23 protein-coding genes are annotated in these 22,010 nt (G+C 63.0%); 11 read left to right on the top strand and 12 right to left on the bottom strand.

What is annotated here, in order from left to right:
* Positions 1–23: 23 nt before the first annotated feature.
* Together RTP54_RS00240 and RTP54_RS00235 are read left to right on the top strand one after the other, a co-directional pair.
* A complete protein-coding gene (locus tag RTP54_RS00240) occupies positions 24–797 on the top strand; it encodes a molybdopterin-synthase adenylyltransferase MoeB (protein ID WP_312359911.1) in 774 nt (257 codons plus the stop codon).
* Complete coding sequence (locus RTP54_RS00235) at positions 797–1,264, top strand: GNAT family N-acetyltransferase (protein WP_312359908.1); 468 nt, start codon at positions 797–799, stop codon at positions 1,262–1,264. Before RTP54_RS00240 ends, RTP54_RS00235 begins: the two co-directional genes overlap by 1 nt.
* On the opposite strand, the gene RTP54_RS00230 is transcribed toward RTP54_RS00235, so the two are convergent.
* On the bottom strand, positions 1,265–2,269 hold the full coding sequence (locus tag RTP54_RS00230; RefSeq protein ID WP_112809363.1) for a 2-hydroxyacid dehydrogenase: 1,005 nt from the start codon (positions 2,267–2,269) through the stop codon (positions 1,265–1,267).
* Positions 2,270–2,458: 189 nt separating this feature from the next.
* Here RTP54_RS00230 and RTP54_RS00225 point away from each other — a divergent pair, with 189 nt between their 5' ends.
* Positions 2,459–2,998 carry an SH3 domain-containing protein gene (locus RTP54_RS00225; protein ID WP_409517081.1) on the top strand — a complete coding sequence of 180 codons (540 nt, stop codon included), beginning with the start codon at positions 2,459–2,461 and terminating at the stop codon, positions 2,996–2,998.
* A 43-nt stretch (positions 2,999–3,041) separates the two neighbouring features.
* Here the strand turns inward: RTP54_RS00225 and RTP54_RS00220 are convergent, their stop codons facing one another.
* Together RTP54_RS00220 and RTP54_RS00215 are read right to left on the bottom strand one after the other, a co-directional pair.
* The gene (locus RTP54_RS00220; RefSeq protein ID WP_112809365.1) at positions 3,042–4,034 is read right to left on the bottom strand and encodes an adenosine kinase; all 993 of its coding nucleotides are present in this window, start codon (positions 4,032–4,034) and stop codon (positions 3,042–3,044) included.
* 86 nt (positions 4,035–4,120) lie between these two features.
* On the bottom strand, positions 4,121–4,549 hold the full coding sequence (locus tag RTP54_RS00215) for a VOC family protein (protein ID WP_112817940.1): 429 nt from the start codon (positions 4,547–4,549) through the stop codon (positions 4,121–4,123).
* A 69-nt stretch (positions 4,550–4,618) separates the two neighbouring features.
* Here RTP54_RS00215 and RTP54_RS00210 point away from each other — a divergent pair, with 69 nt between their 5' ends.
* Positions 4,619–5,212 carry a TetR/AcrR family transcriptional regulator gene (locus tag RTP54_RS00210; protein ID WP_112817941.1) on the top strand — a complete coding sequence of 198 codons (594 nt, stop codon included), beginning with the start codon at positions 4,619–4,621 and terminating at the stop codon, positions 5,210–5,212.
* 14 nt (positions 5,213–5,226) lie between these two features.
* Here RTP54_RS00210 and nth read toward each other — a convergent pair whose 3' ends face one another.
* Complete coding sequence (nth, locus tag RTP54_RS00205; RefSeq protein WP_312359897.1) at positions 5,227–6,000, bottom strand: endonuclease III; 774 nt, start codon at positions 5,998–6,000, stop codon at positions 5,227–5,229.
* A gap of 22 nt (positions 6,001–6,022) precedes the next feature.
* On the opposite strand from nth, the gene RTP54_RS00200 reads away from it, so the two are divergent.
* The gene (locus tag RTP54_RS00200) at positions 6,023–6,520 is read left to right on the top strand and encodes a DUF2244 domain-containing protein (RefSeq protein ID WP_112809496.1); all 498 of its coding nucleotides are present in this window, start codon (positions 6,023–6,025) and stop codon (positions 6,518–6,520) included.
* A 73-nt stretch (positions 6,521–6,593) separates the two neighbouring features.
* Entirely contained in the window at positions 6,594–7,466 is an 873-nt protein-coding gene (locus RTP54_RS00195; protein ID WP_112809368.1) for a methylated-DNA--[protein]-cysteine S-methyltransferase, read from the top strand.
* A 52-nt stretch (positions 7,467–7,518) separates the two neighbouring features.
* Here the strand turns inward: RTP54_RS00195 and RTP54_RS00190 are convergent, their stop codons facing one another.
* From RTP54_RS00190 to mepA, 6 genes are all read right to left on the bottom strand, one after another.
* Positions 7,519–8,154 carry a 2,3-bisphosphoglycerate-dependent phosphoglycerate mutase gene (locus RTP54_RS00190; protein WP_112809369.1) on the bottom strand — a complete coding sequence of 212 codons (636 nt, stop codon included), beginning with the start codon at positions 8,152–8,154 and terminating at the stop codon, positions 7,519–7,521.
* A gap of 31 nt (positions 8,155–8,185) precedes the next feature.
* The gene (gene dapB / locus RTP54_RS00185; RefSeq protein WP_112809370.1) at positions 8,186–9,004 is read right to left on the bottom strand and encodes a 4-hydroxy-tetrahydrodipicolinate reductase; all 819 of its coding nucleotides are present in this window, start codon (positions 9,002–9,004) and stop codon (positions 8,186–8,188) included.
* A 25-nt stretch (positions 9,005–9,029) separates the two neighbouring features.
* Positions 9,030–10,832 carry an ABC transporter ATP-binding protein gene (locus RTP54_RS00180; protein ID WP_312359886.1) on the bottom strand — a complete coding sequence of 601 codons (1,803 nt, stop codon included), beginning with the start codon at positions 10,830–10,832 and terminating at the stop codon, positions 9,030–9,032.
* Positions 10,833–10,943: 111 nt separating this feature from the next.
* Positions 10,944–11,963, bottom strand: a complete 1,020-nt coding sequence (locus RTP54_RS00175; protein ID WP_312359883.1) for a glucokinase — start codon at positions 11,961–11,963, stop codon at positions 10,944–10,946.
* Positions 11,964–12,105: 142 nt separating this feature from the next.
* Positions 12,106–12,486, bottom strand: a complete 381-nt coding sequence (locus tag RTP54_RS00170) for a methylglyoxal synthase (protein ID WP_112809372.1) — start codon at positions 12,484–12,486, stop codon at positions 12,106–12,108.
* An 85-nt stretch (positions 12,487–12,571) separates the two neighbouring features.
* Positions 12,572–13,645: a penicillin-insensitive murein endopeptidase gene (mepA, locus tag RTP54_RS00165; RefSeq protein WP_409517080.1), complete on the bottom strand. Its 1,074-nt coding sequence runs from the start codon at positions 13,643–13,645 to the stop codon at positions 12,572–12,574.
* A 200-nt stretch (positions 13,646–13,845) separates the two neighbouring features.
* On the opposite strand from mepA, the gene RTP54_RS00160 reads away from it, so the two are divergent.
* The 5 genes from RTP54_RS00160 to RTP54_RS00140 all read left to right on the top strand — a co-directional run bounded on the left by RTP54_RS00160 (position 13,846) and on the right by RTP54_RS00140 (position 20,714).
* A complete protein-coding gene (locus RTP54_RS00160; RefSeq protein WP_112834278.1) occupies positions 13,846–15,702 on the top strand; it encodes an extracellular solute-binding protein in 1,857 nt (618 codons plus the stop codon).
* Between the two features lie 183 nt (positions 15,703–15,885).
* On the top strand, positions 15,886–16,968 hold the full coding sequence (locus RTP54_RS00155) for a microcin C ABC transporter permease YejB (protein ID WP_112809375.1): 1,083 nt from the start codon (positions 15,886–15,888) through the stop codon (positions 16,966–16,968).
* Complete coding sequence (locus RTP54_RS00150) at positions 16,968–18,110, top strand: ABC transporter permease (RefSeq protein WP_112809376.1); 1,143 nt, start codon at positions 16,968–16,970, stop codon at positions 18,108–18,110. The genes RTP54_RS00155 and RTP54_RS00150 overlap by 1 nt, the downstream gene beginning before the upstream one ends.
* A gap of 8 nt (positions 18,111–18,118) precedes the next feature.
* Positions 18,119–19,747, top strand: a complete 1,629-nt coding sequence (locus RTP54_RS00145) for an ABC transporter ATP-binding protein (protein ID WP_312359868.1) — start codon at positions 18,119–18,121, stop codon at positions 19,745–19,747.
* A gap of 10 nt (positions 19,748–19,757) precedes the next feature.
* On the top strand, positions 19,758–20,714 hold the full coding sequence (locus tag RTP54_RS00140) for a glyoxylate/hydroxypyruvate reductase A (RefSeq protein WP_312359867.1): 957 nt from the start codon (positions 19,758–19,760) through the stop codon (positions 20,712–20,714).
* Between the two features lie 12 nt (positions 20,715–20,726).
* Here the strand turns inward: RTP54_RS00140 and RTP54_RS00135 are convergent, their stop codons facing one another.
* Positions 20,727–21,581, bottom strand: a complete 855-nt coding sequence (locus RTP54_RS00135) for an NlpC/P60 family protein (protein ID WP_312359866.1) — start codon at positions 21,579–21,581, stop codon at positions 20,727–20,729.
* Between the two features lie 6 nt (positions 21,582–21,587).
* A complete protein-coding gene (locus tag RTP54_RS00130) occupies positions 21,588–21,938 on the bottom strand; it encodes a MarR family winged helix-turn-helix transcriptional regulator (RefSeq protein WP_312359863.1) in 351 nt (116 codons plus the stop codon).
* Positions 21,939–22,010: the final 72 nt, after the last annotated feature.

Raw genomic sequence — 22,010 nt, 5'->3', positions numbered from 1 at the left:
CCGATCATGGAAAGTGCCCTCTCATGAGCAACACCAGCCTCGACCCGTCGGAGATCGCCCGCTATGCGCGCCACATCATGCTGCCGGAACTGGGCGGCGCGGGGCAGCAGACGCTTAAACGCGCGCGCGTCCTCGTCATCGGCGCCGGCGGCCTCGGCGCGCCGGTGCTGCACTATCTCGCCGCTGCCGGCATCGGCACGCTCGGCATCGTCGACGACGACGTGGTATCGCTGTCGAACTTGCAGCGCCAGGTAATCCACCGCACCGCCGATATCGGCCAGCCAAAGGTCGATAGCGCTACGGCGGCGATCGGCGCGCTCAATCCGCATGTGGTGGTCGAGGCGCATCCCGTTCGCCTTGATGCCGACAATGCCGAGGCTTTGTTTGCCGGATACGACCTGGTGATCGACGGCTCCGACAATTTCGACACCCGCTATCTCGCAGCCGATACGGCCGCCTGCATCGGCATCCCGCTCGTCACCGGCGCGGTCGGCCGTTTCGACGGGTCGCTGACGGTATTGATGCCCTATCGCGCCGGCAAGGACGGCGAACCGAACCCGTCCTACCGCGATCTTTTTCCGGAGCCGCCGCCTGCGGGCGTCGTGCCGTCCTGCGCCGAGGCCGGCGTCATCGGTGCACTCACCGGCGTCATCGGAACATTGCAGGCTATGGAAGCCATCAAGGTGATCGCCGGCATCGGCGAGCCGCTCGTCGGCCGGCTGTTGATGTATGATGCGCTCTCGGCGCAGTTCAGCACCATTCGCTACCGCAGACGCAAGGACAGGCAGGCGGACTGATGCAGATCATCGGGATCGACGCGGCCTTCGATCGCTACGCGGACTTGCTGGACCTGATCCTGGGCGCTTTTGCCTCCATGGACGGGCGGATCGATCCGCCGTCTTCGGCCCATACGCTGACGATCGAAGGGCTGAAGCAGAAAGCCTCGGCCGAAATCGGATTGATTGCCCTCGATGGATCGGACCTGGCCGGCTGCATCTTCTGCAAACCGGAGAGCGACTGCCTCTATGTCGGCAAGCTTGCGGTCGCCGTCGCTTACCAGCGCAAAGGTGTCGGCCGGCTGTTGCTGGCTAGGGCCGAAGATACGGCACGCAGTCTCAACCTCTCTGCCCTGAGGCTTCAGACGCGCATCGAGCTTGTCGAAAACCACCGGACCTTCGCGGCCTGGGGCTTTGTCGAGACCGGCAGGACGGCGCATGCCGGCTTTACCCGCCCGACAACGGTCGAGATGCGCAAGACGCTTTGATCAATCGCGGCCGGGCAGCACCCGGTCCGGCGGCCGGTGGCCATCGAAGAAGGTGCGGATGTTGATCACCACCTTGTCGCCCATGTCGATGCGGCCTTCGAGCGTCGCCGAACTCATATGCGGCAGCAGCACGACCTTGCCCTCGCCGGCAAGCTTGATGAGCTTGGGATTGACGGCGGGCTCGTTCTCGAAGACGTCGAGCCCGGCACCGGCGATCTTGCCTTCACGCAGGCTCTTGATCAGCGCCGTCTCGTCGATGATGCCGCCGCGGGCGGTGTTGACGATGTAGCTTTCCGGGCGCATCAGCGCCAGGCGACGGGCCGAAAGCAGATGATAGGTAGCCGGCGTAGAGGGGCAATTGACCGAGACGATGTCGACGCGGGCGAGCATCTGGTCGAGGCTGTCCCAATAGGTCGCCTCCAGCATCTCCTCGGTTTCGGTCTTGACCCTGTGACGGTTGTGATAGTGAATCGAGAGGCCGAAGGCCTTGGCGCGCCGCGCCACAGCGGTGCCGATGCGGCCCATGCCGACGATGCCGATTCGCTTGCCGGCGATGCGCCGGCCGAGCATCCAGGTCGGCGACCAGCCGGCCCATTCGCCCTTGCGATCCGTCAGGATCTGCGCACCTTCGGCAAGCCGGCGCGGCACGGCGAGAATGAGGGCCATCGCCATGTCGGCGGTGTCTTCGGTGAGAACGTTCGGCGTATTGGTGACCGTGATGCCCTTGCGCGCGGCGGCGTCGACGTCGATGTTGTCGACCCCGTTCGAAAAGCTCGCGATCAGCTTAAGCTGCGGACCGGCCTGCTCGATCAGCGCCGCGTCGATGCGGTCCGTGACGGTCGGCACGAGCACGTCGGCGCGCTTTACGGCCGCCACCAGCTCGGGCTGGCTGCGTGGCGTATCGTCGATGTTGAGCTCGGCGTCGAACAGCTCGCGCATTCTGGTTTCGACGATGTCCGGCAGTTTCCGGGTGATGTAGACCTTGGGCTTCTTCTTGCTTGTCATTGCTGCGATGGGCCTCGTTGACGGGTCCTTAACCAAGTTGGGTGATACTTTCTCCTTGTAGCCGCAATTTCTACCAGACCCGGTCGGGAAGACAAACAAAACTCGCTGCGTCGTCCCCGCGATTTACGCCCCGGTCCTGTGCCCTGGGTGAACTGCGCCTGCAAGTTGCCACGGAAAATGAGCTTCGTCATGCGTCACGTCGTTTCCAAACTCTCCTTTGCGTTGATCGCCGCCCTCGTCGGCGCGGTCATGACGTCTTCGGGCGCCCATGCCCAGGCAGCAAAGGGAGCCAGCGGGTTGCCGCTGCCGCGATTCGTCAGCCTCAAGGCCAAGAGCGTCAACCTGCGCATCGGCCCGAGCGTCGACTATGCGGTGGCGTTCCGTTACCTTAGGCCGGGCGTACCGGTGGAAATCATTCAGGAATACGATAACTGGCGCCGCATCCGCGATGCCGACGGCACGGAGGGCTGGGTGAACCAGGCGCTGCTGTCGGGCGACCGCACCGCCGTCACAGCGCCATGGATGCGCGGCAAGGGCGAAGGCGTGTTCGTCAACCTGCGCCGAGAGCCGCAGAGCACCGCGTCGATCGTTGCCCGCATGGAGCCGGGCGTCGTCATCCGCGTTGGCGAATGCAACGGCGACTGGTGCCACATCGAAACCCAGGGCGTCGACGGCTGGATCGTCCAGAGCGAGATCTGGGGCGCCTATCCGGGCGAAGCCTTCAAGTAAAGGCAACGCCCGCTTTGCACTTTGAAAGAATGGCCGGCTCGCCTCAGGCGAGCTCTGCCTGTTTGGCGGCGGCGGCCAGCGACACCATCGGCCGCGGGCCGATCTGGCCGATGACGATGCCGGCTGCGAGATTGCCGAGCTTGCTGCAATCCTCGAGCGACCGACCGGCGGTATAGCCATAGAGGAAACCGGCAGCATAGAGATCGCCGGCCCCTGTCGTGTCGACCACTTGAGCGAGCGGGGTCGCGCCGACGCGCACGCGTTCTGCGCCGCGCACGACAACGGAGCCTTCCTCGCTCAGGGTGACGGCTGCGAGCTTGCAGTCCTTCGACAGCTTCTCCAGCGCCAGATCGAAGTCCTCGGTCTCGTAGAGTGCCAGCGCTTCCTGCTTGTTGGCAAAGACGATGTCGACGGTGCCGGAGCGCATCAGTTCGAGAAATTCGTCGCGGTAGCGGTGGACGCAGAAACTGTCCGACAGGGTCATGGCGGTTTCGCGACCGTGCGCATGGGCGATCTTGGCGGCTTCGCGGATCGCATCCTTGGCGCGCGGCGGATCCCAGAGATAACCCTCGAAATAGGTGACCTTGGCCTCGGCGACGACGTCGGCTTCCACGTCTTCGGGGCCGAGCTCGACGCAGGCACCGAGATAGGTGTTCATCGAGCGTTCGCCGTCTTCGGTGACGAAGATCATCGAGCGCGCCGTCGGCGGAAGCGTTTCGAGCGGCGCGGTCTGGAAATAGACGCCCTGGGCGCGAATGTCGTGCGCGAAGATCTCGCCGAGCTGGTCGTTGGTCGTCTTGCCGAAATAGGCGGCGCGTCCGCCAAGGCTGGCGACACCGGCTGCCGTGTTGCCGGCGCTGCCGCCGGACGCTTCCACGGCCGGGCCCATGCGCGAATACAACAGTTCCGCCCGATCGGCGTCGATGAGGTTCATTGCGCCCTTGATGATGCCGTTTTCGTCCAGAAATCCGTCATCGCAGCGCGCAATGATATCCACGATCGCATTGCCGATCGTCAGCACGTCGTATTTTGTCATGAACTCCGTCCAGTTTCCCTAATGGCCGGTGTTCGTTAATAGCGGTTTTCCAGCCATTTGGAAGACAAAACACGCGGTCTTTGCGATCATTCCGCCGGAAGCGCGCTGGCATCATAGGCGGCCGCAAACTCGGCGCTCGGCGGGATCGGCTTGATGACGTCGATCAGAACGCCGTTCGGGTCCGCAGTGATGAAGTGGCGCTGGCCGAAATCCTCGTCGCGGATCGCAAGCAGGATCGGCAAGCCGGCCGCGCGGCAGTCGGCATAGACGACATCGGCATCCTCGACCTCGAAGTTCAGCAGCAGGCCAGCGGCAGGCTTGCGGGCCTCTGCCGGGATGGTCTCGTGACGATAGTCGAGGATCGCGAGCGCCACGGCGTCTGATTCCACCGACTGCAGATGCACGTACCAATCGCTGGTGAAGAGCGCTTTGAAGCGAAAATTGTCGACGTAGAAGGCCGTGGTGGCCGCCACGTCCGCCGTCATGATGACTGGGTAATAGCTCGTCGATTTCATGGCTTTTCCTCATGGTCACATTATCATACAATCTGCATGTATATTTTAATTAACATACAGGCTGAATGTATGCAAATGGAATCGCCCCGCCGCTCCAACCGCGAGCGCTCCGATACGACCCGAGCTGCGATCCTCGACGCCGCGCACGGTCTGTTCGTGGCGCAGGGATATGCGGAAACGTCGACGCCCGACATCGTGGCTGCCGCCGGCATGACGCGCGGCGCGCTGTACCATCATTTCGAAGACAAGAAGGCGCTGTTTCGTGCCGTTGCCGAGCGGGAGGCCGCCGCGGTGGCCGCCAAGATCGAAGCGGCCGCATTCGATGGCCTGACACCGCGCCAGGCGCTCCTGGCCGGCGCAAGAGCCTATTTCGAGGCGATGGCCGAAACGGGCAGGGTTCGCATCCTCATTCTCGACGGTCCGGCTGTGCTCGGCACGCGCGAGATGGCGGCGATCGATGCGGCACATGCCCAGCGCACACTGGAAGAGGGCCTTGCTGAGGCAATGGCGCCGAAAACCCTGCATCCGGCCGTGCTCAAGGCAACAGCGACGCTGCTGTCTGCCGCCTTCGATCGCGCAGCGCTGGAAATTGCCGAAGGCGGCGCAACGGATCTCTATGCCGGAGCAATCGGCGATCTGATCGACGGCCTGATTGCCACCTGAGCGAAGCTCCGGCGTCAGCCGGCGACGGGTAGAACCTGCTGCGGCAGCTCGACCAGCGGCGCCGGGATGTCAAAGGTCTTTTCCGGTGACTTGCAGATGTCGGCAATGACGCAGCGTTCACATTCCGGCTTGCGCGCCTTGCAGCAATAGCGGCCATGCAGGATCAGCCAGTGATGCGCATGGTAGAGATATTCGTCGGGAATGATGCGCGAGAGCTTGGCTTCGACTTCGTCCGGGGTCTTGCCCGGTGCCAGACAGAGCCGGTTGGCGATGCGCAGGATGTGGGTGTCGACGGCGATCGTCGCCTGGCCGAAGGCCATTGATAGAACGACGTTGGCGGTCTTGCGCCCGACGCCCGGCAAGGTCACCAGTTCTTCGCGGGTGCGCGGCACCTCGCCACCGAAATCGGTAATCAGCTTTTCGCTGAGCGCGATGACGTTTTTCGCCTTGTTGCGGAAAAGGCCGATGGTCTTGATGTGCTCGCGGACCTTCTCCTCCCCGAGCGCCAGCATCTTTTCCGGCGTATCGGCAAGGGCAAAGAGCGCGCGCGTCGCCCGGTTGACGCCGGCATCGGTCGCCTGCGCCGACAGGGCAACGGCCACCACCAGGGTGAAGGGATTGACGTGCTCGAGCTCTCCCTTCGGCTCCGGCCGCTGGATCGAGAAGCGCCGGAAGATCTCGGAAATTTCCTCGCGGCTGTAGACGCCCACCGCCTTGCCGGTGCGCCGGCCGGCCGCTGACTTCGTTTTCGCGGGCTTGCCCGGCACTTTCGGCTTCACGTTTTTCATGATGCATCTATAGTCAATGGTCATGACCGATGGCAACGACCAGACGCCCGCCGGCGAAGCGCCGGTGTTCAGCGCCGAACTGACCCCTTACCGCTCGCTCGGTTTCAGGGGCTTCAAGGTATTTCTTCTGATCGCCGGGCTGCTGAGCCTGGTGCATGCGGTCGTCTTCATGGTGATCGGCGCCTGGCCGATCGTCTTCTTCTTCGGGTTGGACTTTGCCCTCCTGTTCGGCGCGTTCTGGCTGAACTATCGCTCGGCGCGCGCGCGCGAAGAGGTGCGCGTTTCGCGCACCGACGTTTCCGTGCGCAAGTTCACGCCATCGGGGCGGATGGTCGAGCATCGCTTCAATCCGTTCTGGGCACGCTTCAACATCGCGCGACACCAGGAGATCGGCATCGTCTCGATGAGCGTAAGCGATGGCGGACGGCACACGGACATAGGCTCCTTCCTCAACCGAGACGATCGCGAAACCTTTGCCACGGCCTTCTCCGGGGCGCTTGCCACCGTGCGCCGGCGCTGACGAAGGCCGATCAAGTTTCGGGTGGCGACGACACCAGCACCATGATTACCTGTGTCATGACAGGAGATGACCGATGAACATAGCGACAACCCTCCCGACCGATATCACGCCTGGCGGCACCGATTACGACACGGTGAGAAACGTGATCGAGATGCTCACCGAAGAGTATCGCGAGCAGCCATCGCTCGACGCGATCGCGCGCAGGCTCAAGCAATCGCCGACGCAGTTGCAGAAGGTTTTTACCCGCTGGGCCGGACTTTCCCCGAAGGCCTTCCTGCAGGCGGTCACGCTCGATCATGCCAAGCGGCTGCTGCGTCAGGAAGATATGCCACTTCTGGAGGCCAGCATCGAGGTCGGGCTATCCGGCCCGAGCCGGCTGCACGATCTCTTCGTCACCCATGAGGCGATGTCGCCGGGCGAGTGGAAGGCCCGCGGCGCCGGCATCACCATCCGCTATGGCTACCACCCCTCGCCTTTCGGGACCGCGTTGGTGATGATCACCGAACGGGGACTGGCGGGCCTTGCCTTTGCCGATGGCGGCGGCGAGCAGGAGAGCTTCGAGGACATGGCGCATCGCTGGCCGAACGCGAGCTATGTCGAAGACAGCGCGGCGACGGCGCAGTATGCCGCCCGCATCTTCGATCCGGAACGCTGGTGTGCAGACCAGCCCTTGCGCATCTTCCTGATCGGCACCGACTTCCAGATCCGGGTCTGGCAGGCGCTCTTGAAGATCCCGCTTGGACGCGCGACGACCTATTCGACCATCGCCGGCGAGATCGGCCAGCCGACTGCCTCGCGCGCCGTCGGAGCGGCCGTCGGTGCCAACCCGATCTCCTTCGTCGTTCCCTGCCATCGGGCGGTCGGCAAGAGCGGCGCTCTCACCGGTTATCACTGGGGATTGACGCGCAAGCGCGCGATCCTCGGCTGGGAAGCCGGCAAGGCCTGAAAACGACAAAAGGGGCGCGATGCGCCCCTTTTTCTTATTGATGCATGTCAGCTTAGTGGGCAGCCGACATGTCGCCGAGCACTTCCTTGGAAGCGACGGTCGAATTGGCGTTGAGCTTGTAGACCATCGGCACGCCGGTCGCGAGGTTGAGCTTGAGGATCTCTTCCTTGCTCAAGCGGTCGAGAACCATGACCAGCGAACGCAGCGAATTGCCGTGCGCGGCGACCAGGACCTTCTCGCCGGCGAGAACGCGCGGCAGGATTTCCGTCAGGTAGTAGGGCCAGACGCGCGCGCCCGTGTCGCGCAGGCTTTCGCCGCCCGGCGGCGGGATGTCGTAGGACCGGCGCCAGATATGCACCTGCTCTTCGCCCCACTTTTCGCGGGCATCGTCCTTGTTGAGGCCGGAGAGGTCGCCATAGTCACGCTCGTTCAGGGCCTGATCGCGAATGGTTTCGAGCGACGGCTGGCCGACGGCATCGAGCACGAACTGGCAGGTGCGCTGGGCGCGGATCAGCGACGAGGTGAAGGCGATGTCGAACTTGATACCGTAGTCGGCGAGCGCCTGGCCGCCTGCCTTGGCCTCTTCGACGCCAAGCTCGGTCAGGTCGGGATCGCGCCATCCGGTGAACAGGTTCTTCAGGTTCCAGTCGCTTTGGCCATGCCGGACGAGGACGAGAGTGCCGCTCATATATTTTCCCCTTGAAACGATAGAGATGGTGTCAGTTGAGCCCGAGAACGTCGAGCATGGAGTAGAAGCCGGGCTTCTGGTCCCGTGCCCAGAGCGCCGCGGTAACCGCGCCGCGGGCAAAGATCGAGCGGTCGGTGGCGCTGTGGGACAGGGTCACCTGTTCGCCTTCCCCGGCGAGAATCACCGAGTGCTCGCCGATCACCGAGCCGCCACGCAGCGTCGCAAAACCGATCGTGCCCTCGGCGCGGGCGCCGGTGTGACCGTCGCGCACGCGCACGGAATGTTCCGACAGCGCGATGCCGCGTCCCTTGGCGGCCGCCTCGCCCAGAAGCAATGCTGTCCCGGAGGGGGCGTCGACCTTGTGCTTGTGATGCATCTCGAGGATTTCGATGTCCCAGGCGGCCGGGCCAAGCGCACGCGCCGCCTTCTCCGTGAGCACGCCGAGAAGGTTGACGCCGAGGCTCATATTGCCCGATTTGACGATGCGGGCATGACGGGCAGCCGCGCGGATTTTCGCGTCGTCGTCCGCCCCGCAGCCGGTGGTGCCGATGACATGCACGATGCGCGCCTGTGCGGCGAGACCGGCAAACTCGACCGTGCCGGCTGGCGCGGTGAAATCGAGCACGCCTTCCGCTTCGACGAAGGCTTCGAGTGGCTTGTCGGTGACGGCGATGCCGATCGAACCGAGGCCGGAAAGCTCACCGGCGTCCCGCCCGAGGAAGGGCGAGCCCGGTCGTTCGATGGCGGCATGCAGGCGAACCCCCTCCATGCCATGGACCGCGCGGATCAGCGTCTGGCCCATCCGGCCAGCCGCGCCGACGACCACAAGCTTCATCTCCGTCGTGCTCATCGGCGCATTTCCTTCCGGCTCATGACTAGATTGCGGCGTCGACAGACGCCTCTGGGGCCTTGCCCTGGAGATTGTGCAGGCGAGCGTAGAGACCGTCCTGCAAGCGCGCAAGATCCTCGTGCCGGCCTTCCTCGACGACAAGCCCGTCCTTCATGACGATGATCTTGTCGGCGTTGACGACGGTCGAAAGACGGTGGGCGATGACGATCACGGTGCGTCCGTGCATCGCCTCGTCCAGTGCCTTCTGGACTGCCGCTTCCGATTCGGTATCGAGCGACGAGGTCGCCTCGTCGAGAAGCAGGAGCGGTGCGTTGCGCACCAGCGCGCGAGCGATCGACAGGCGCTGTCGCTGGCCACCAGACATCGTGACCCCGTTCTCGCCTACCGGCGTGTCATATCCCTGCGGCTGGGTCAGGATGAAGTCATGCGCATAGGCAAGACGCGCGGCTTCCTCGATTTCGGCGTCCGTGGCCTCCGGGCGGCCGTAGCGGATATTGTCGCGGATCGAGCCTTCGAACAGGTAAGGCTGCTGCGAGACATAGGCGATACCACTGCGCAGCGACTGCTTGGTCACGTCGGCGATATCCTGTCCGTCGATCAGGATCTGACCGGCAGTCGGATCGTAGAAGCGCGGAACCAGGCTGATCACCGTCGACTTCCCGGCCCCGGAAGGGCCGACAAGCGCGGTGGTCTTGCCGCCTTCGGCGACGAAGCTGACGCCCTTGAGGATCTCGTCGCCATTGGCATAACGGAACCTGACGTCGCGCAGCTCGACCGTCGCGTCCTTGAAGTCGATCGGCTTTGCGTCGGGCTTGTCGCGCTGATGCGGGACGGTATCGAGGATCTCGTAGACCATGCGGGCGTTAACCGCGGCGCGCTCCATTGAAACCTGGAGCCGGGCCAACCGCCGGGCCGGATCATAGGCCATCAACAGGGCAACCACGAACGCGAAGAAGGCGCCGGGCGGAACGTCGTTGTAGATCGCGCGAAACGCGGAATAGGCAAGCACGCTGGAGATGGCGAGACCCGCAAAGGTCTCGGTCATCGGCGCCGTGCGTTCGCTCAGGCGCGCAATCCGGTTGGCACGGTTCTCCGCCCGCTCGACGATCGCATCGACCTTGCCACGCAGTTCGCCCTCCATCGTGAAAGCCTTGACGATGGAAATGCCCTGGATCGTCTCCTGCATGGCGCCGAGAACACGGCTGTTCACATCGATGGCTTCCCGGGTCGCCGCGCGCAGCCGCTTGGAAACATATCGCAGGCCGAGCAGCAGCGGCGGAGCCGTGACGAACACGATGATCGACAGCAGCCAATCCTTGACGAACATCACGCCGATCAGGCCGATCAGGGTCAACAGATCGCGCGCGATCGAGGTGACTGTCAGATTGAGCACGTCGCGGATACCACTGACGTTCTGGCTGATCTGTGCCGCAAGCTGCGCCGAGCGCGTCTCGCTAAAATAGCCGATGCTCAGCGCCATCAGATGCGCGTAGAGCCGCTTCTGGTAGCGCGCGACGATGTTGTTGCCGATTTTCGACAAGGCAACGGCCTGGCCGTAAGTGGCAAAACCGCGCAGAACGAAGGCCGCGAAAATCGAGCCGCAGACCAGCAGCACGATGCTGGCATTCTTGTTGGCGAAGGCTTCGTTGATCACGGTTTCCATGATCGAGGCGGTAAAGCCGGTGGTCGCGGCGACGACGACAAGGCAGGAAATGGCAAAGAGGTAGCCACGGATGTGATCGCGGCCGTTTTCCGCGATGACCCGCTTCAGAATCCCGCTGATGGTGTCGGTATCGACAGCGTGGTGAGTTTTATCTTTAGCGCTCAAAAAGCCTGTTTTCCCTGAGCCTGTGCGGTGCATCGGAAGTCGACGCTACCTTTCCCGGGCTCTATAGTGGTTTGATGCGGCTTTGGCGAGTCTTTGCGCGCGTCGCCGCCTTCAGCTTCTCCAGCGGCGTCCCTCTGTTGCAACACCGAAGTCTCTCGGTGTGCGAGCGAATGCCGCCAGACCGGACAGGGCCGCCATGGGATGAATGACTGCAAAGGTCGGAATGGTCGCCATCAGCGCGGAATGCGGCGCCTTGTCTTCGAAGGCGGCACGGAACTCCGGCTTCTGCAGCGCCGGCAGGATCTTCTGGGAAATGCCGCCCGCCAGGAAAACGCCGCCACGCGCCATGAAGATCAGCGCCATGTCACCGGCCACACGGCCGAGATAGGTCGAAAACAGCGATATCGTTTCCACCGCAGTCGGATTGCTGCCGGAAAGCGCGCTCGTGGTGACCTCGGCAGGATCGGTCAGCACGGCCTCCTCGCCATCGGCGGCGCAAACGGCCCGATAGAGGTTCATGATCCCGCGACCGCACAGGATCTGCTCGCCGGCCATGCGCCCTTCGATCGGCTCCAGGAACGGCCAGATCTGAAAGTCGCGCTCCGTGCGCGGACCGATATCGACATGCCCGCCTTCGCCCGGCACCGGAAACCAGGTGTGCTGCGCAAAGACGAGGCCGCCAACGCCCAGGCCCGTGCCCGGGCCGAGAACGACTCGGGATGTCAGCGGGCGTACGTTGCCGCCGCCGATCTGCACCAGATCTTCGGCAGCCGGCGCCGCGACGGCCAGAGCCTGCGCTTCGAAATCGTTGATGATCAGCACGTCCTCAAGGGCAAGGCTCGTCAGCATGTCCTTCGGGCGGATCACCCAGCCGGCATTGGTCAACGGGATCTCGTCGCCCTTGATCGGGCCGGCGACGGCGAGGATCGCCGAGCGCGGCTGGACAGAGGTCTTGTCGAGGATGCTCTTTTGCAGCGCTTCCTCGATGGTCTCGAAATCGCCTGTCTTGATCGGCGGCAACTGCTTCGGCTCGGCGAAGGCATCGAGCAGCAAAGCGAAGCGCGCATTGGTGCCGCCGATGTCGCCGATCAGGATCGGAAAGGAAAAGCTGTTCTCACTCGCACCGGGCATCGCACTGTCCATCCTGATCGTCGCCGTTGGTTTCGAATTCGCTGCAGTGCCGCGCGTCGAACATGACGCGCAAGGGACGCTGCAGCACTTAAGCTGCCGCATAACTCCTGAGATCGGATCCGATCCCAGGAGTTATGCAATATCAGTTGTGGTTGAAGTCGATCAACTGCTCGGCCGTGGCGCGGTTGAGCGCCATCGGAATATCGTAGACGATCGCAAGCCGCATCAACGCCTTGACGTCGACATCGTGCGGCATCGCCGTCAACGGATCGACAAAGAAGATCAAAAGCTCGATATCGCCGGTTGCGATCATCGCGCCGATCTGCTGATCGCCGCCGAGCGGACCGCTTTTCAGCCGCGTGATGTCGAGGCCGGGGCAAACGTCAAGAACGCGGCCCCCGGTCGTTCCGGTGGCGACGATCTTCCACTGCGCAAAGACCGATTCGTTTGCCTTGGCAAAGGCCGCCAGATCGTCCTTTTTCTGATCGTGCGCGATCAGGGCCACGCATTTCCGATCCGCCATGCCATCTCCCCGCCATCAAATTTAAATCGATTTGATTGCCGTATACATGAGCGTGGCGGGATTGAAAAGGCGCCAGTCCGGACCGCTACTGCAGCGCCGGGCGCGGCAGCGGTACGGGAACATCCGATGGCGGCAGATCCGTCGCCGCGTTGCCGATCACCTGCTCGATACCCTGCTCAGCGGGTGCCGGCGCGGCGGCGCGATAGGCCATGCCGAACGTCGCGTCCCGCTCGGAGGCGGGCGCCGGGCCGTTCAGCACCAGTGTGCAGGCCTTCGGCAGATCGGCCATGGTTGTCACCTTCGGCTTCACCGGCTTTTCGTCCGGCTTCTTCTTCGGCTTTGCCCAGGGCTCGTCTGTAAACCACCAGGCGAGCGACTTGTCGCAGCCATCGCCGGCCGGAACGGCCGCCTGATCCTTGCAGGTGGTCGACCCCTCAGGGCATTTGATGCGGATGTGGAAATGGTAGTCGTGCCCGTAGATGGGCCGGACCTTGCCGAGCGCGGAGCGGTCGCCGTTCCAGGTGTCGCAGAGCTTCTTCTTGATCGCCGGATTGACGAAGACCCGCTCGACCTGCGGGTAGCTCGCCGCCAGCATGATCAGACGCGCATGCGCAGGCGTCCAGATCGAGGGATCGACCGTCAGAAACTTGTTCTTCTGCAGCATCGACGTCGCGGAGATGTCCTCGCGCTCGCGGCCCGTCAGCGTGCGCTGTGGCATCGGCGTCAGCCAGATATCGGCATCGAGACCGATCTGGTGGGAGGCGTGGCCCGATACCATCGGGCCGCCGCGCGGCTGCGAGATATCGCCGAGCAGAAGCCCGGGCCAGCCGACCTTTTCGGCGGCATCGTGGGAAAACTGCTCGATCAGCGCGATCATCTGCGGATGACCCCAGCGCCGGTTGCGCGACAGCCGCATCGCCTGCCAGGTCGGACCATCCGTCGGGATCGCCACGCCGCCGGCAAGACAGCCCTTGGCATAAAAACCATAGGACGACGGCGCCATCTGCGCCGGCAAGGCCTTGGCGCCGAACAGCGCCTTTGCCGGCGTCTCATCGGCCCTTGCGCCATCGGCGATCAGGACGCTCGTGCCGAGCAAAAGCGCCAGAAGCGCCGAGCCGCAACGTCGAAGTGGAGCAACCATCAATTTCGTCCCGTTCATGTTCCGCAGACATCGCGGCCAACGCGAGGCGCGCCGTACCCGATGAACCCCTATCCTAAGCCGTGGTCGTTGCCTCAGCCTTGTCAATCACCGGGATGTGACGCAAAAATTTCGCCTGATTTGCGGCGGCGCCTGTCATTTGCCCCGATTTCGCCTATTCTCTGGCAAAAGAACCTTGAAATATAAGGGGTACCGGCTGGATGCCAAACTTCTGCAGGACCGTGAAACCTGGCCTGGCGGCCTCGCTTCTGACAGCACTTCTTTTCCTTCCCCCTGCAGCGAATGCGCAAGAAGAGCCCGTCTGGCACCATGGCACGTCGTCGATCGGCAAGCTCAAATACGCAGATGGCTTTGCGCGCTTCGATTACGTCAATCCGGATGCACCGAAAGGCGGCGAGCTCAGGCTGTCTGAAAGCGGCACGTTCGACACCTTCAACCCTATCCTTTCCAAGGGCGAGGCAGCGACCGGCGTTGCGTCCCTGGTTTTCGATACGCTGCTGAAATCCGCCGAGGACGAGATCACCACGTCCTACGGCCTGCTTGCCGAGGGCGTCTCCTATCCCGACGACATCTCGTCGGCGACGTTTCGTCTGCGCGAGGAGGCCAAGTGGGCGGACGGCAAGCCGGTGACGCCTGAGGACGTCATTTTCTCCCTCAACATGGTGAAGGAGCACAATGCGCTCCTGTCGAACTATTACCGCCACGTGGTTGCAGCGGAAAAGACCGGCGAGCGCGATGTTACCTTCCGCTTCGACGAGAAGAACAACCACGAACTGCCGAACATTCTCGGCCAGCTCTCGATCGTCCCAAAACACTGGTGGGAAGGACAGGACGAAAAGGGCAACAAGCGCGATATCTCCCGCACGACGCTGGAACCGGTGATGGGCTCCGGCCCCTACAAGATCGCCTCGTTCCAGGCAGGCGGATCCATCCGCTTCGAACTCAGGGACGACTATTGGGGCAAGGACCTCAACGTGAATGTCGGCCAGTACAATTTCCGCACGATCAGCTATGCCTTCTTCAGCGACAGGAACGTGGAATTCGAAGCATTTCGCGCCGGCAACGTCGATTTCTATCGAGACAGCAGCGCGAGCCATTGGGCAACCGCCTACGACTTTCCGGCGATGAAGGACGGCCGGGTGATCCGCGAGGAGATCGAAAACCCGCTGCGGGCAACGGGGGTCATGCAGGCCTTTGTGCCGAACATGCGCCGCGAGAAATTCAGGGATCAGCGGGTACGCGAGGCACTGAACTATGTCTTCGATTTCGAAGACCTGAACCGCAATCTCGCCTATAACGCCTATCAGCGGGTCGACAGCTATTTCTGGGGCACCGAGCTTGCCTCCTCCAAGCTTCCCGAAGGTCGCGAGAAGGCAATCCTCGAGGAACTGAAGGACAAGGTGCCGGCCTCGGTCTTCACCACGCCCTACGTGAACCCCATCAACGGCGATCCGCAGAAAGTGCGCACCAACCTGCGCAAGGCGCTCGACCTGTTCAAGGAGGCGGGCTACGAGCTCAAGGGGAACCGCCTGGTCAATACCAAGACCGGCGAACCCTTCGGTTTTGAGCTGCTTCTGTCCAACCCGTCCTTCGAGCGCACGGTCACGCCGTTCATAAACAGCGCCAAGAAAATCGGCATCGACGCCCGCATCCGCACCGTCGACGATTCGCAATACACCAACCGCGTCAGAAGCTTCGACTACGATATGATCTACGGCATCTGGGCCCAGACGCTGGTGCCGGGCAACGAACAGATCGACTACTGGGGCTCGGGCTCGGTCAACCAGCCGGGATCGAGGAACTATGCCGGCATTGCCGATCCGGCGATCGACGAGCTGATCCGCAGGATCATCTTCGCGCCCAATCGCGAGGAACTGATCGCAACGACGCGGGCGCTCGACCGCGTCCTTCTTGCCCATCAGTACGTCGTCCCGCTTTTCTATTCAAAAGCCATCCGCGTGGCCTATTGGAACCACCTCGCCCACCCGAAGGAGCTGCCCTATTACGGCACCGGCTTCCCGGATGCCTGGTGGTCGAAAAACGCCACGGCCAAATGAAGCCCTTGCGCTTGGAAGCCGTCTCGATTCCAAATGCAGAAAAACGAATCACTGAAATCGAATATAGGCCCGAGCTGGGCCCGACAGCCGCAAGGAGACGTGAGGATTGAGACACAATAGGGCGCACGCCGACGCTTCGCGGGTCCGGGCCACCGGCAACACGTCGATCGAGAGGCTGGCCTGATGGGTGCCTATATCCTGCGTCGCCTGCTTCTGATGATCCCCACGATCATCGGCATCATGGCGATTTCCTTTACCGTCATCCAGTTCGCCCCCGGCGGACCGGTCGAACAGGTGATCTCGGACCTCACCAACGCCGGCGGCTCCGACCGCTTGAGCGGCAGCAGCGGCGACCTGATGCAGGCGGGCGGCGACCAGGGCGGCCAGTATCGCGGCGCCCAGGGGCTGGATCCGGAATTCATCGCCAAGCTCGAGAAGCAGTTCGGCTTCGACAAGCCGCCGCTCGAGCGCTTCGGCACGATGATGTGGAACTACATCCGCTTCGATTTCGGCGAGAGCTTCTTCCGCAACACCTCGGTCATCGACCTCATCAAGGAGAAGATGCCGGTCTCGATCTCGCTCGGCCTCTGGATCCTGCTGTTCTCCTACGCCATCTCGATCCCGCTCGGCATCAAGAAGGCGGTGTCCGACGGGTCGACCTTCGACATCTGGACATCCGGCATCATCATCGTCGGCTATGCGGTTCCCAGCTTCCTGTTCGGTATCCTGCTGATCGTGGTCTTTGCCGGCGGATCGTTCCTCGACTGGTTTCCGCTGCGCGGCATCGTTTCGGACAATTTCTGGGACCTGCCCTGGTGGCAGAAGATCCTCGACTATTTCTGGCACATGACGCTGCCGCTGATTACGCTTTTGCTCTCGGCCTTCGCGACGACGACGCTGCTGACCAAAAATTCGTTCATCGACGAGATCAAGAAGCAATATGTGACGACGGCGCGCGCCAAGGGGCTGACCGACCGTCAGGTGCTCTACGGTCACGTCTTCCGCAACGCCATGCTGATCATCATCGCCGGCTTCCCGAGCGCCTTCATCTCCGCCTTCTTCACCGGTTCATTGTTGATCGAATACATCTTCTCCCTCGATGGGCTGGGGCGGCTCGGCTATGATTCCGTCGTCAAGCGCGACTATCCGATCGTCTTTGCGACGCTCTTCATCTTCTCGCTGATGGGCCTGCTCGTCAGCCTGCTCTCCGACCTCATCTATACGTGGGTCGATCCGCGCATCGACTTCGAGCGGAGGGACGTGTGATGAGCATCGTCACCACTGCCCCCACGCAGGCTGCAGCCCCGCCGCGCGGCTGGCTTTCGCCGGTCAACAAACGGCGCTGGCAGAATTTCAAGGCGAACCGGCGCGGCTACTGGTCGCTCTGGCTGTTCCTGCTCCTGTTCGTGCTCAGTCTCTTTGCAGAGTTCATCGCCAACGACCGGCCGATCATCGCCTCCTACAAGGGCGAGATTCTGTTTCCTGCGGTGGTGGATTATCCGGAAGAAAAGTTCGGCGGCTTCCTCGCCGAGACCGACTTCCGCTCGGATTTCATCCGCGACGAGATCGAGGCCAACGGCTGGATGGTCTGGCCGCCGATCCGCTACTCCTACCAGACTGTCAACTCGAATATTCCGCATTCGGCGCCGACCAAGCCCTTCTGGCTGATGAGCAAGGACGAGCGCTGCTCCGCCTATCCGGAAGGGTCGGCCGACCGCAACTGCATCGCCGGCAACCTCAACTGGCTCGGCACCGACGACCAGGCGCGTGACGTCACCGCGCGCATGATCTACGGCTTCCGCATTTCGGTGCTTTTCGGCCTGATTCTCACCATCGCCTCGGCCGTCATCGGCGTGACGGCAGGGGCGGTTCAGGGCTATTTCGGCGGCTGGACCGACCTTCTGATGCAGCGCTTCATCGAGATATGGTCGTCGATGCCGGTGCTCTACATCCTGCTCATCATCGCCGCGATCCTGCCGCCCGGATTCTTCATCCTGCTCGGCATCATGCTCCTGTTTTCCTGGGTGGGTTTCGTCGGCGTGGTGCGCGCCGAGTTCCTGCGGGCGCGAAACTTCGAATATGTGAATGCGGCGCGCGCGCTCGGCGTCGGCAACGGCACGATCATGTATCGTCACCTCTTGCCGAACGCGATGGTCGCGACGCTGACCTTCCTGCCGTTCATCCTGTCCGGTTCGATCACCACGTTGACCTCGCTCGACTTCCTGGGCTTCGGCATGCCGCCCGGCTCGCCGTCTCTCGGCGAAATGATCGCGCAGGGCAAATCCAACCTGCAGGCACCCTGGCTCGGGCTGACGGCCTTCTGCGTCATGTCGATCATGCTGTCGCTGCTGATCTTCGTCGGCGAAGCGACCCGCGATGCCTTCGATCCGAGAAAGACATTCCGGTGAGCGCGACGATGACCGACCCCATTCTCTCCGTGCGCGATCTGTCGGTCGCCTTTCATCAGGGTGGCAACACCTCGCTGGCGGTCGACGGCATTTCCTTCGACATCAAACGCGGCGAGACGGTAGCCCTCGTCGGCGAGTCCGGCTCGGGCAAGTCGGTATCCGCCAACTCCATCCTGAAGCTCCTGCCCTACCCCTCGGCAAGCCACCCGAGCGGCGAGATCCGGTTCAACGGCAAGGATCTCCTGAAAGCCAGCGATGCGGAGTTGCGCCATGTGCGCGGCAACGACATCACCATGATCTTTCAGGAACCGATGACATCGCTCAACCCGCTGCACCCGATCGAGCGGCAGATCGGCGAGATTCTCGAGTTGCACCAGGGGCTTGAAGGTGCTGCCGCCCGCACGCGCATTCTCGAACTCCTCAATCAGGTCGGCATTCGCGAGCCGGAAAAGCGGCTCGGCGCCTATCCGCACGAGCTTTCCGGCGGTCAGCGCCAGCGTGTGATGATCGCGATGGCACTCGCCAACCGACCGGAGCTGCTGATTGCCGACGAGCCGACGACGGCGCTCGACGTCACCGTGCAGGCGCAGATCCTCGAGCTCTTGAAGACGCTCAAGGACGACCACGGCATGTCGATGCTGTTCATCACCCACGACCTCGGCATCGTGCGCAAGATCGCCGACCGCGTCTGCGTGATGACCAAGGGCAAGATCGTCGAGACCGGGCCGACCGCCGAGATCTTCGCCAATCCGCAACATGCCTATACCCGCCATCTGCTCGCCTCCGAGCCACGGGGCAACCCGCCACCCTCCGACGCCTCCAAGCCGGTCGTCATGGAAGCGGACGATGTGAAGGTGTGGTTTCCGATCAAGGCCGGGTTCCTGCGCAAGGTGGTCGACCACGTGAAGGCGGTCGACGGCATCGACCTGCAATTGCGCGCCGGCCAGACGCTCGGCGTCGTCGGCGAATCGGGCTCCGGCAAGACGACGCTGGGGCTGGCGCTTACACGACTGATCTCGTCCAAGGGGCGGATCGCCTTCGTCGGCAAGGACATCAATGCCTACAGTTTCCGCGAAATGCGGCCGCTTCGAAACCGCATGCAGGTGGTATTCCAGGACCCCTACGGTTCGCTCAGCCCACGCATGTCGGTTGCCGACATCATCGCCGAAGGGCTGAAGATCCACGAACCGGCGCTATCGGATGACGGCCGCGATGCGCTTGTCGCGGCGGCTCTGGAGGAGGTCGGGCTCGATCCCGCCACCCGCTGGCGCTATCCGCACGAGTTCTCCGGCGGCCAGCGCCAGCGCATCGCGATCGCGCGGGCGATGGTGCTGAAGCCGAAATTCGTGATGCTGGACGAGCCGACATCGGCGCTCGACATGAGCGTGCAGGCACAGGTGGTCGACCTGTTGCGCGACCTGCAGCAGAAGCACGATCTCGCCTACCTCTTCATCAGCCACGACCTAAAGGTGGTGCGGGCGCTGGCCAACGAGATGATCGTCATGCGCATGGGCAAGGTGGTCGAACAGGGCCCGGCCGAGCGTATCTTCAACACGCCCCGGGAAGATTACACGAAGGCGCTGATGGCCGCCGCCTTCAACCTCGAAGCCGTCAATCTCTCAGCCATTCGCCAGTAGAGCCCTCGCAATGTCGAAAAGCCCCGTCATCGTCGATCTGAAGTTCATCCCCGAAGAGGTGGAGGCTGCGCTGAAAGGCGCCTTTCCCGACCGCGACGTGATCAATCGGGCCGACGCCATCCATGACGATCGCGACCTCTCCGGCATCGACTATGCGGTGGTGTGGAAATCGGCACCGGATCTCTTTGACAGGGCGCCCGATCTCAAAGTGGTGTTCTCCGGCGGCGCCGGGGTCGACCATGTGCTGACGCTGCCGGGATTGCCGGAAGTGCCGCTCGTGCGTTTCGTCGATCGCAGCCTGACGACGCGCATGAGCGAGTGGGTGGTGATGCAATGCCTGATGCATCTGCGCCAGCACCGGACCTACGAGGCGCTCGCGGCCAAGCGCCAGTGGCGCGATCTGTCCCAACCGGAAGCGGCCGACGTTACCGTCGGCATCATGGGCATGGGCGTTCTCGGCCAGGATGCGGCCCGCAAGCTCTCGGCCATGGGGTTCAAGGTGGTCGGCTGGTCGCGTGGCAAGAAGGCCGTCGAGGGCATTGAGACCTATGGCGGCGACGAACTCGACACTTTCCTTGCGCGTACCGATTTTCTGGTCGGCCTGTTGCCGTTGACGCCGGAGACGCGGGGCATCTTCAATGCCGGGCTTTTCGCCAGGCTGCGCCGAAACGGCCCGCTGGGCGCGCCGGTCTTCATCAATGGCGGCCGCGGTGGCAGCCAGGTCGAGGCCGATATCTTGACGTGCCTCGATACCGGTATTCTCGGCGCGGCCTCCCTCGATGTCTTCGAGGAGGAGCCGCTTTCGCCAGGCAGCCGTTTCTGGCAGATGCCGAATGTCTATGTTACGCCGCATGTCGCCGCGTCCTCGGACGTCAAGGCGCTGTTTGCTCACGTCGAACAGCAGATTGCCCGTCTGGAATCGGGCCAGCCGTTGCAGCACGTCGTCGATAAATTAGCCGGCTACTGAAACACAGGGCGATCAGGGCCTGCGATAGCCCGTCGGTTGGTCATAGAGCCAGCCGATGCGCTCGATCGAGGCTTCAAGGCCTTCGCGCGCAACCGTCATCGTGTGGCCGTTGGCGTGGATCAGCGTTTCTTCGTCCTCCATCAGCGCGACGTGGCCCTTCCAGAATACCAGGTCGCCGCGCTTCAGCGCCTCGCGGGAGATCGGCGTACCCAGGCCCGCAGCCTGCATGTCGGAATCGCGCGGAGCGTGTTGGCCGACCATCATCATCGACAGTTGCACGAGGCCGGAGCAATCGATGCCGAAGCCGGAGCGGCCGCCCCAGAGATAGGGCGTTTCGACGAAGCGGGCAGCGACCGAAACATAATCACCCGCCAGGACGCTGCCGACCTCGATGCAGTGGTCGGCGACTACCGCCTGGCCACCATCGAGCAGGAAATAGCGCGTGCCTCGGGTTTCGCGTTCGTCGACGACAGTCAGGCGGCTGCCCATCGACAACGGATAGACGGTCGGAAGACGCAGGTCGTGACCGGAATAGACGAAGGTGCGCGGCGCCGAGACAATATGGGTCGGGCTCTTGATGACGGGCGCGAGGCAATATTCCGGCAGATAGCCGACATAGCCGTCGAGATCGGCCTTGACCCAGCACCAGCTCTCATTGGTATCGATCACATGCACGCTCTCGCCGAGCAGCAATTCCGTGTCGGTTCCGCATGCCAGATCGGGCTTTGCGCGCAGCGGCGTCACTGGCACGGACACCCGGGCGACGCTGCCCTCCACATAACGTTCGGCTTCGACAACACCGCGAAGGCGGCTTTCTGCGAGGTCGGCTCGGTAGGCATTCAGACGGCGATCGGGAAGTGTCGACATGTCAACTCACTTAGGCTGTTTGCGGCCCTGATCAATGATCAGGTCGCCGAATTTTTCAAGATAGAGAGCACCATCGACTGTCCTTTTGATGACGACATTGCGGCGATCGCGGTCATCGCGGACGCGATCGACGAGGCCAAGCGCACCCATGGTGTCGAGCGCCCGCGTGATCACCGGCTTGGTGACGCCAAGCGTGGCGGCAAGACCGCGAACGGTGTGTGGTGGCGGCACGAGATAGATTTGCAGCAGGATCGCCATCTGGCGCAGCGTCAGGTCGCGGCCATCGACCCTCACCTGCTCCAGCGAGACCTTGTGCCAGAGCCCAAGGGCCTGGGAGGGCGTCAGTTCGATCGGCAATGGCGCCTCCTGCGCGGCCGCATTCCCCTGCGTGAGAGGATAATGCGGGCAATCTAACGGCGTCCCCTTCGC

Source organism: Ensifer sp. (genome assembly GCF_031989085.1).
In the GTDB taxonomy this organism is placed as follows: Bacteria; Pseudomonadota; Alphaproteobacteria; order Rhizobiales; family Rhizobiaceae; genus Ensifer.
This window is presented reverse-complemented; position numbering and strand designations above follow the sequence as displayed.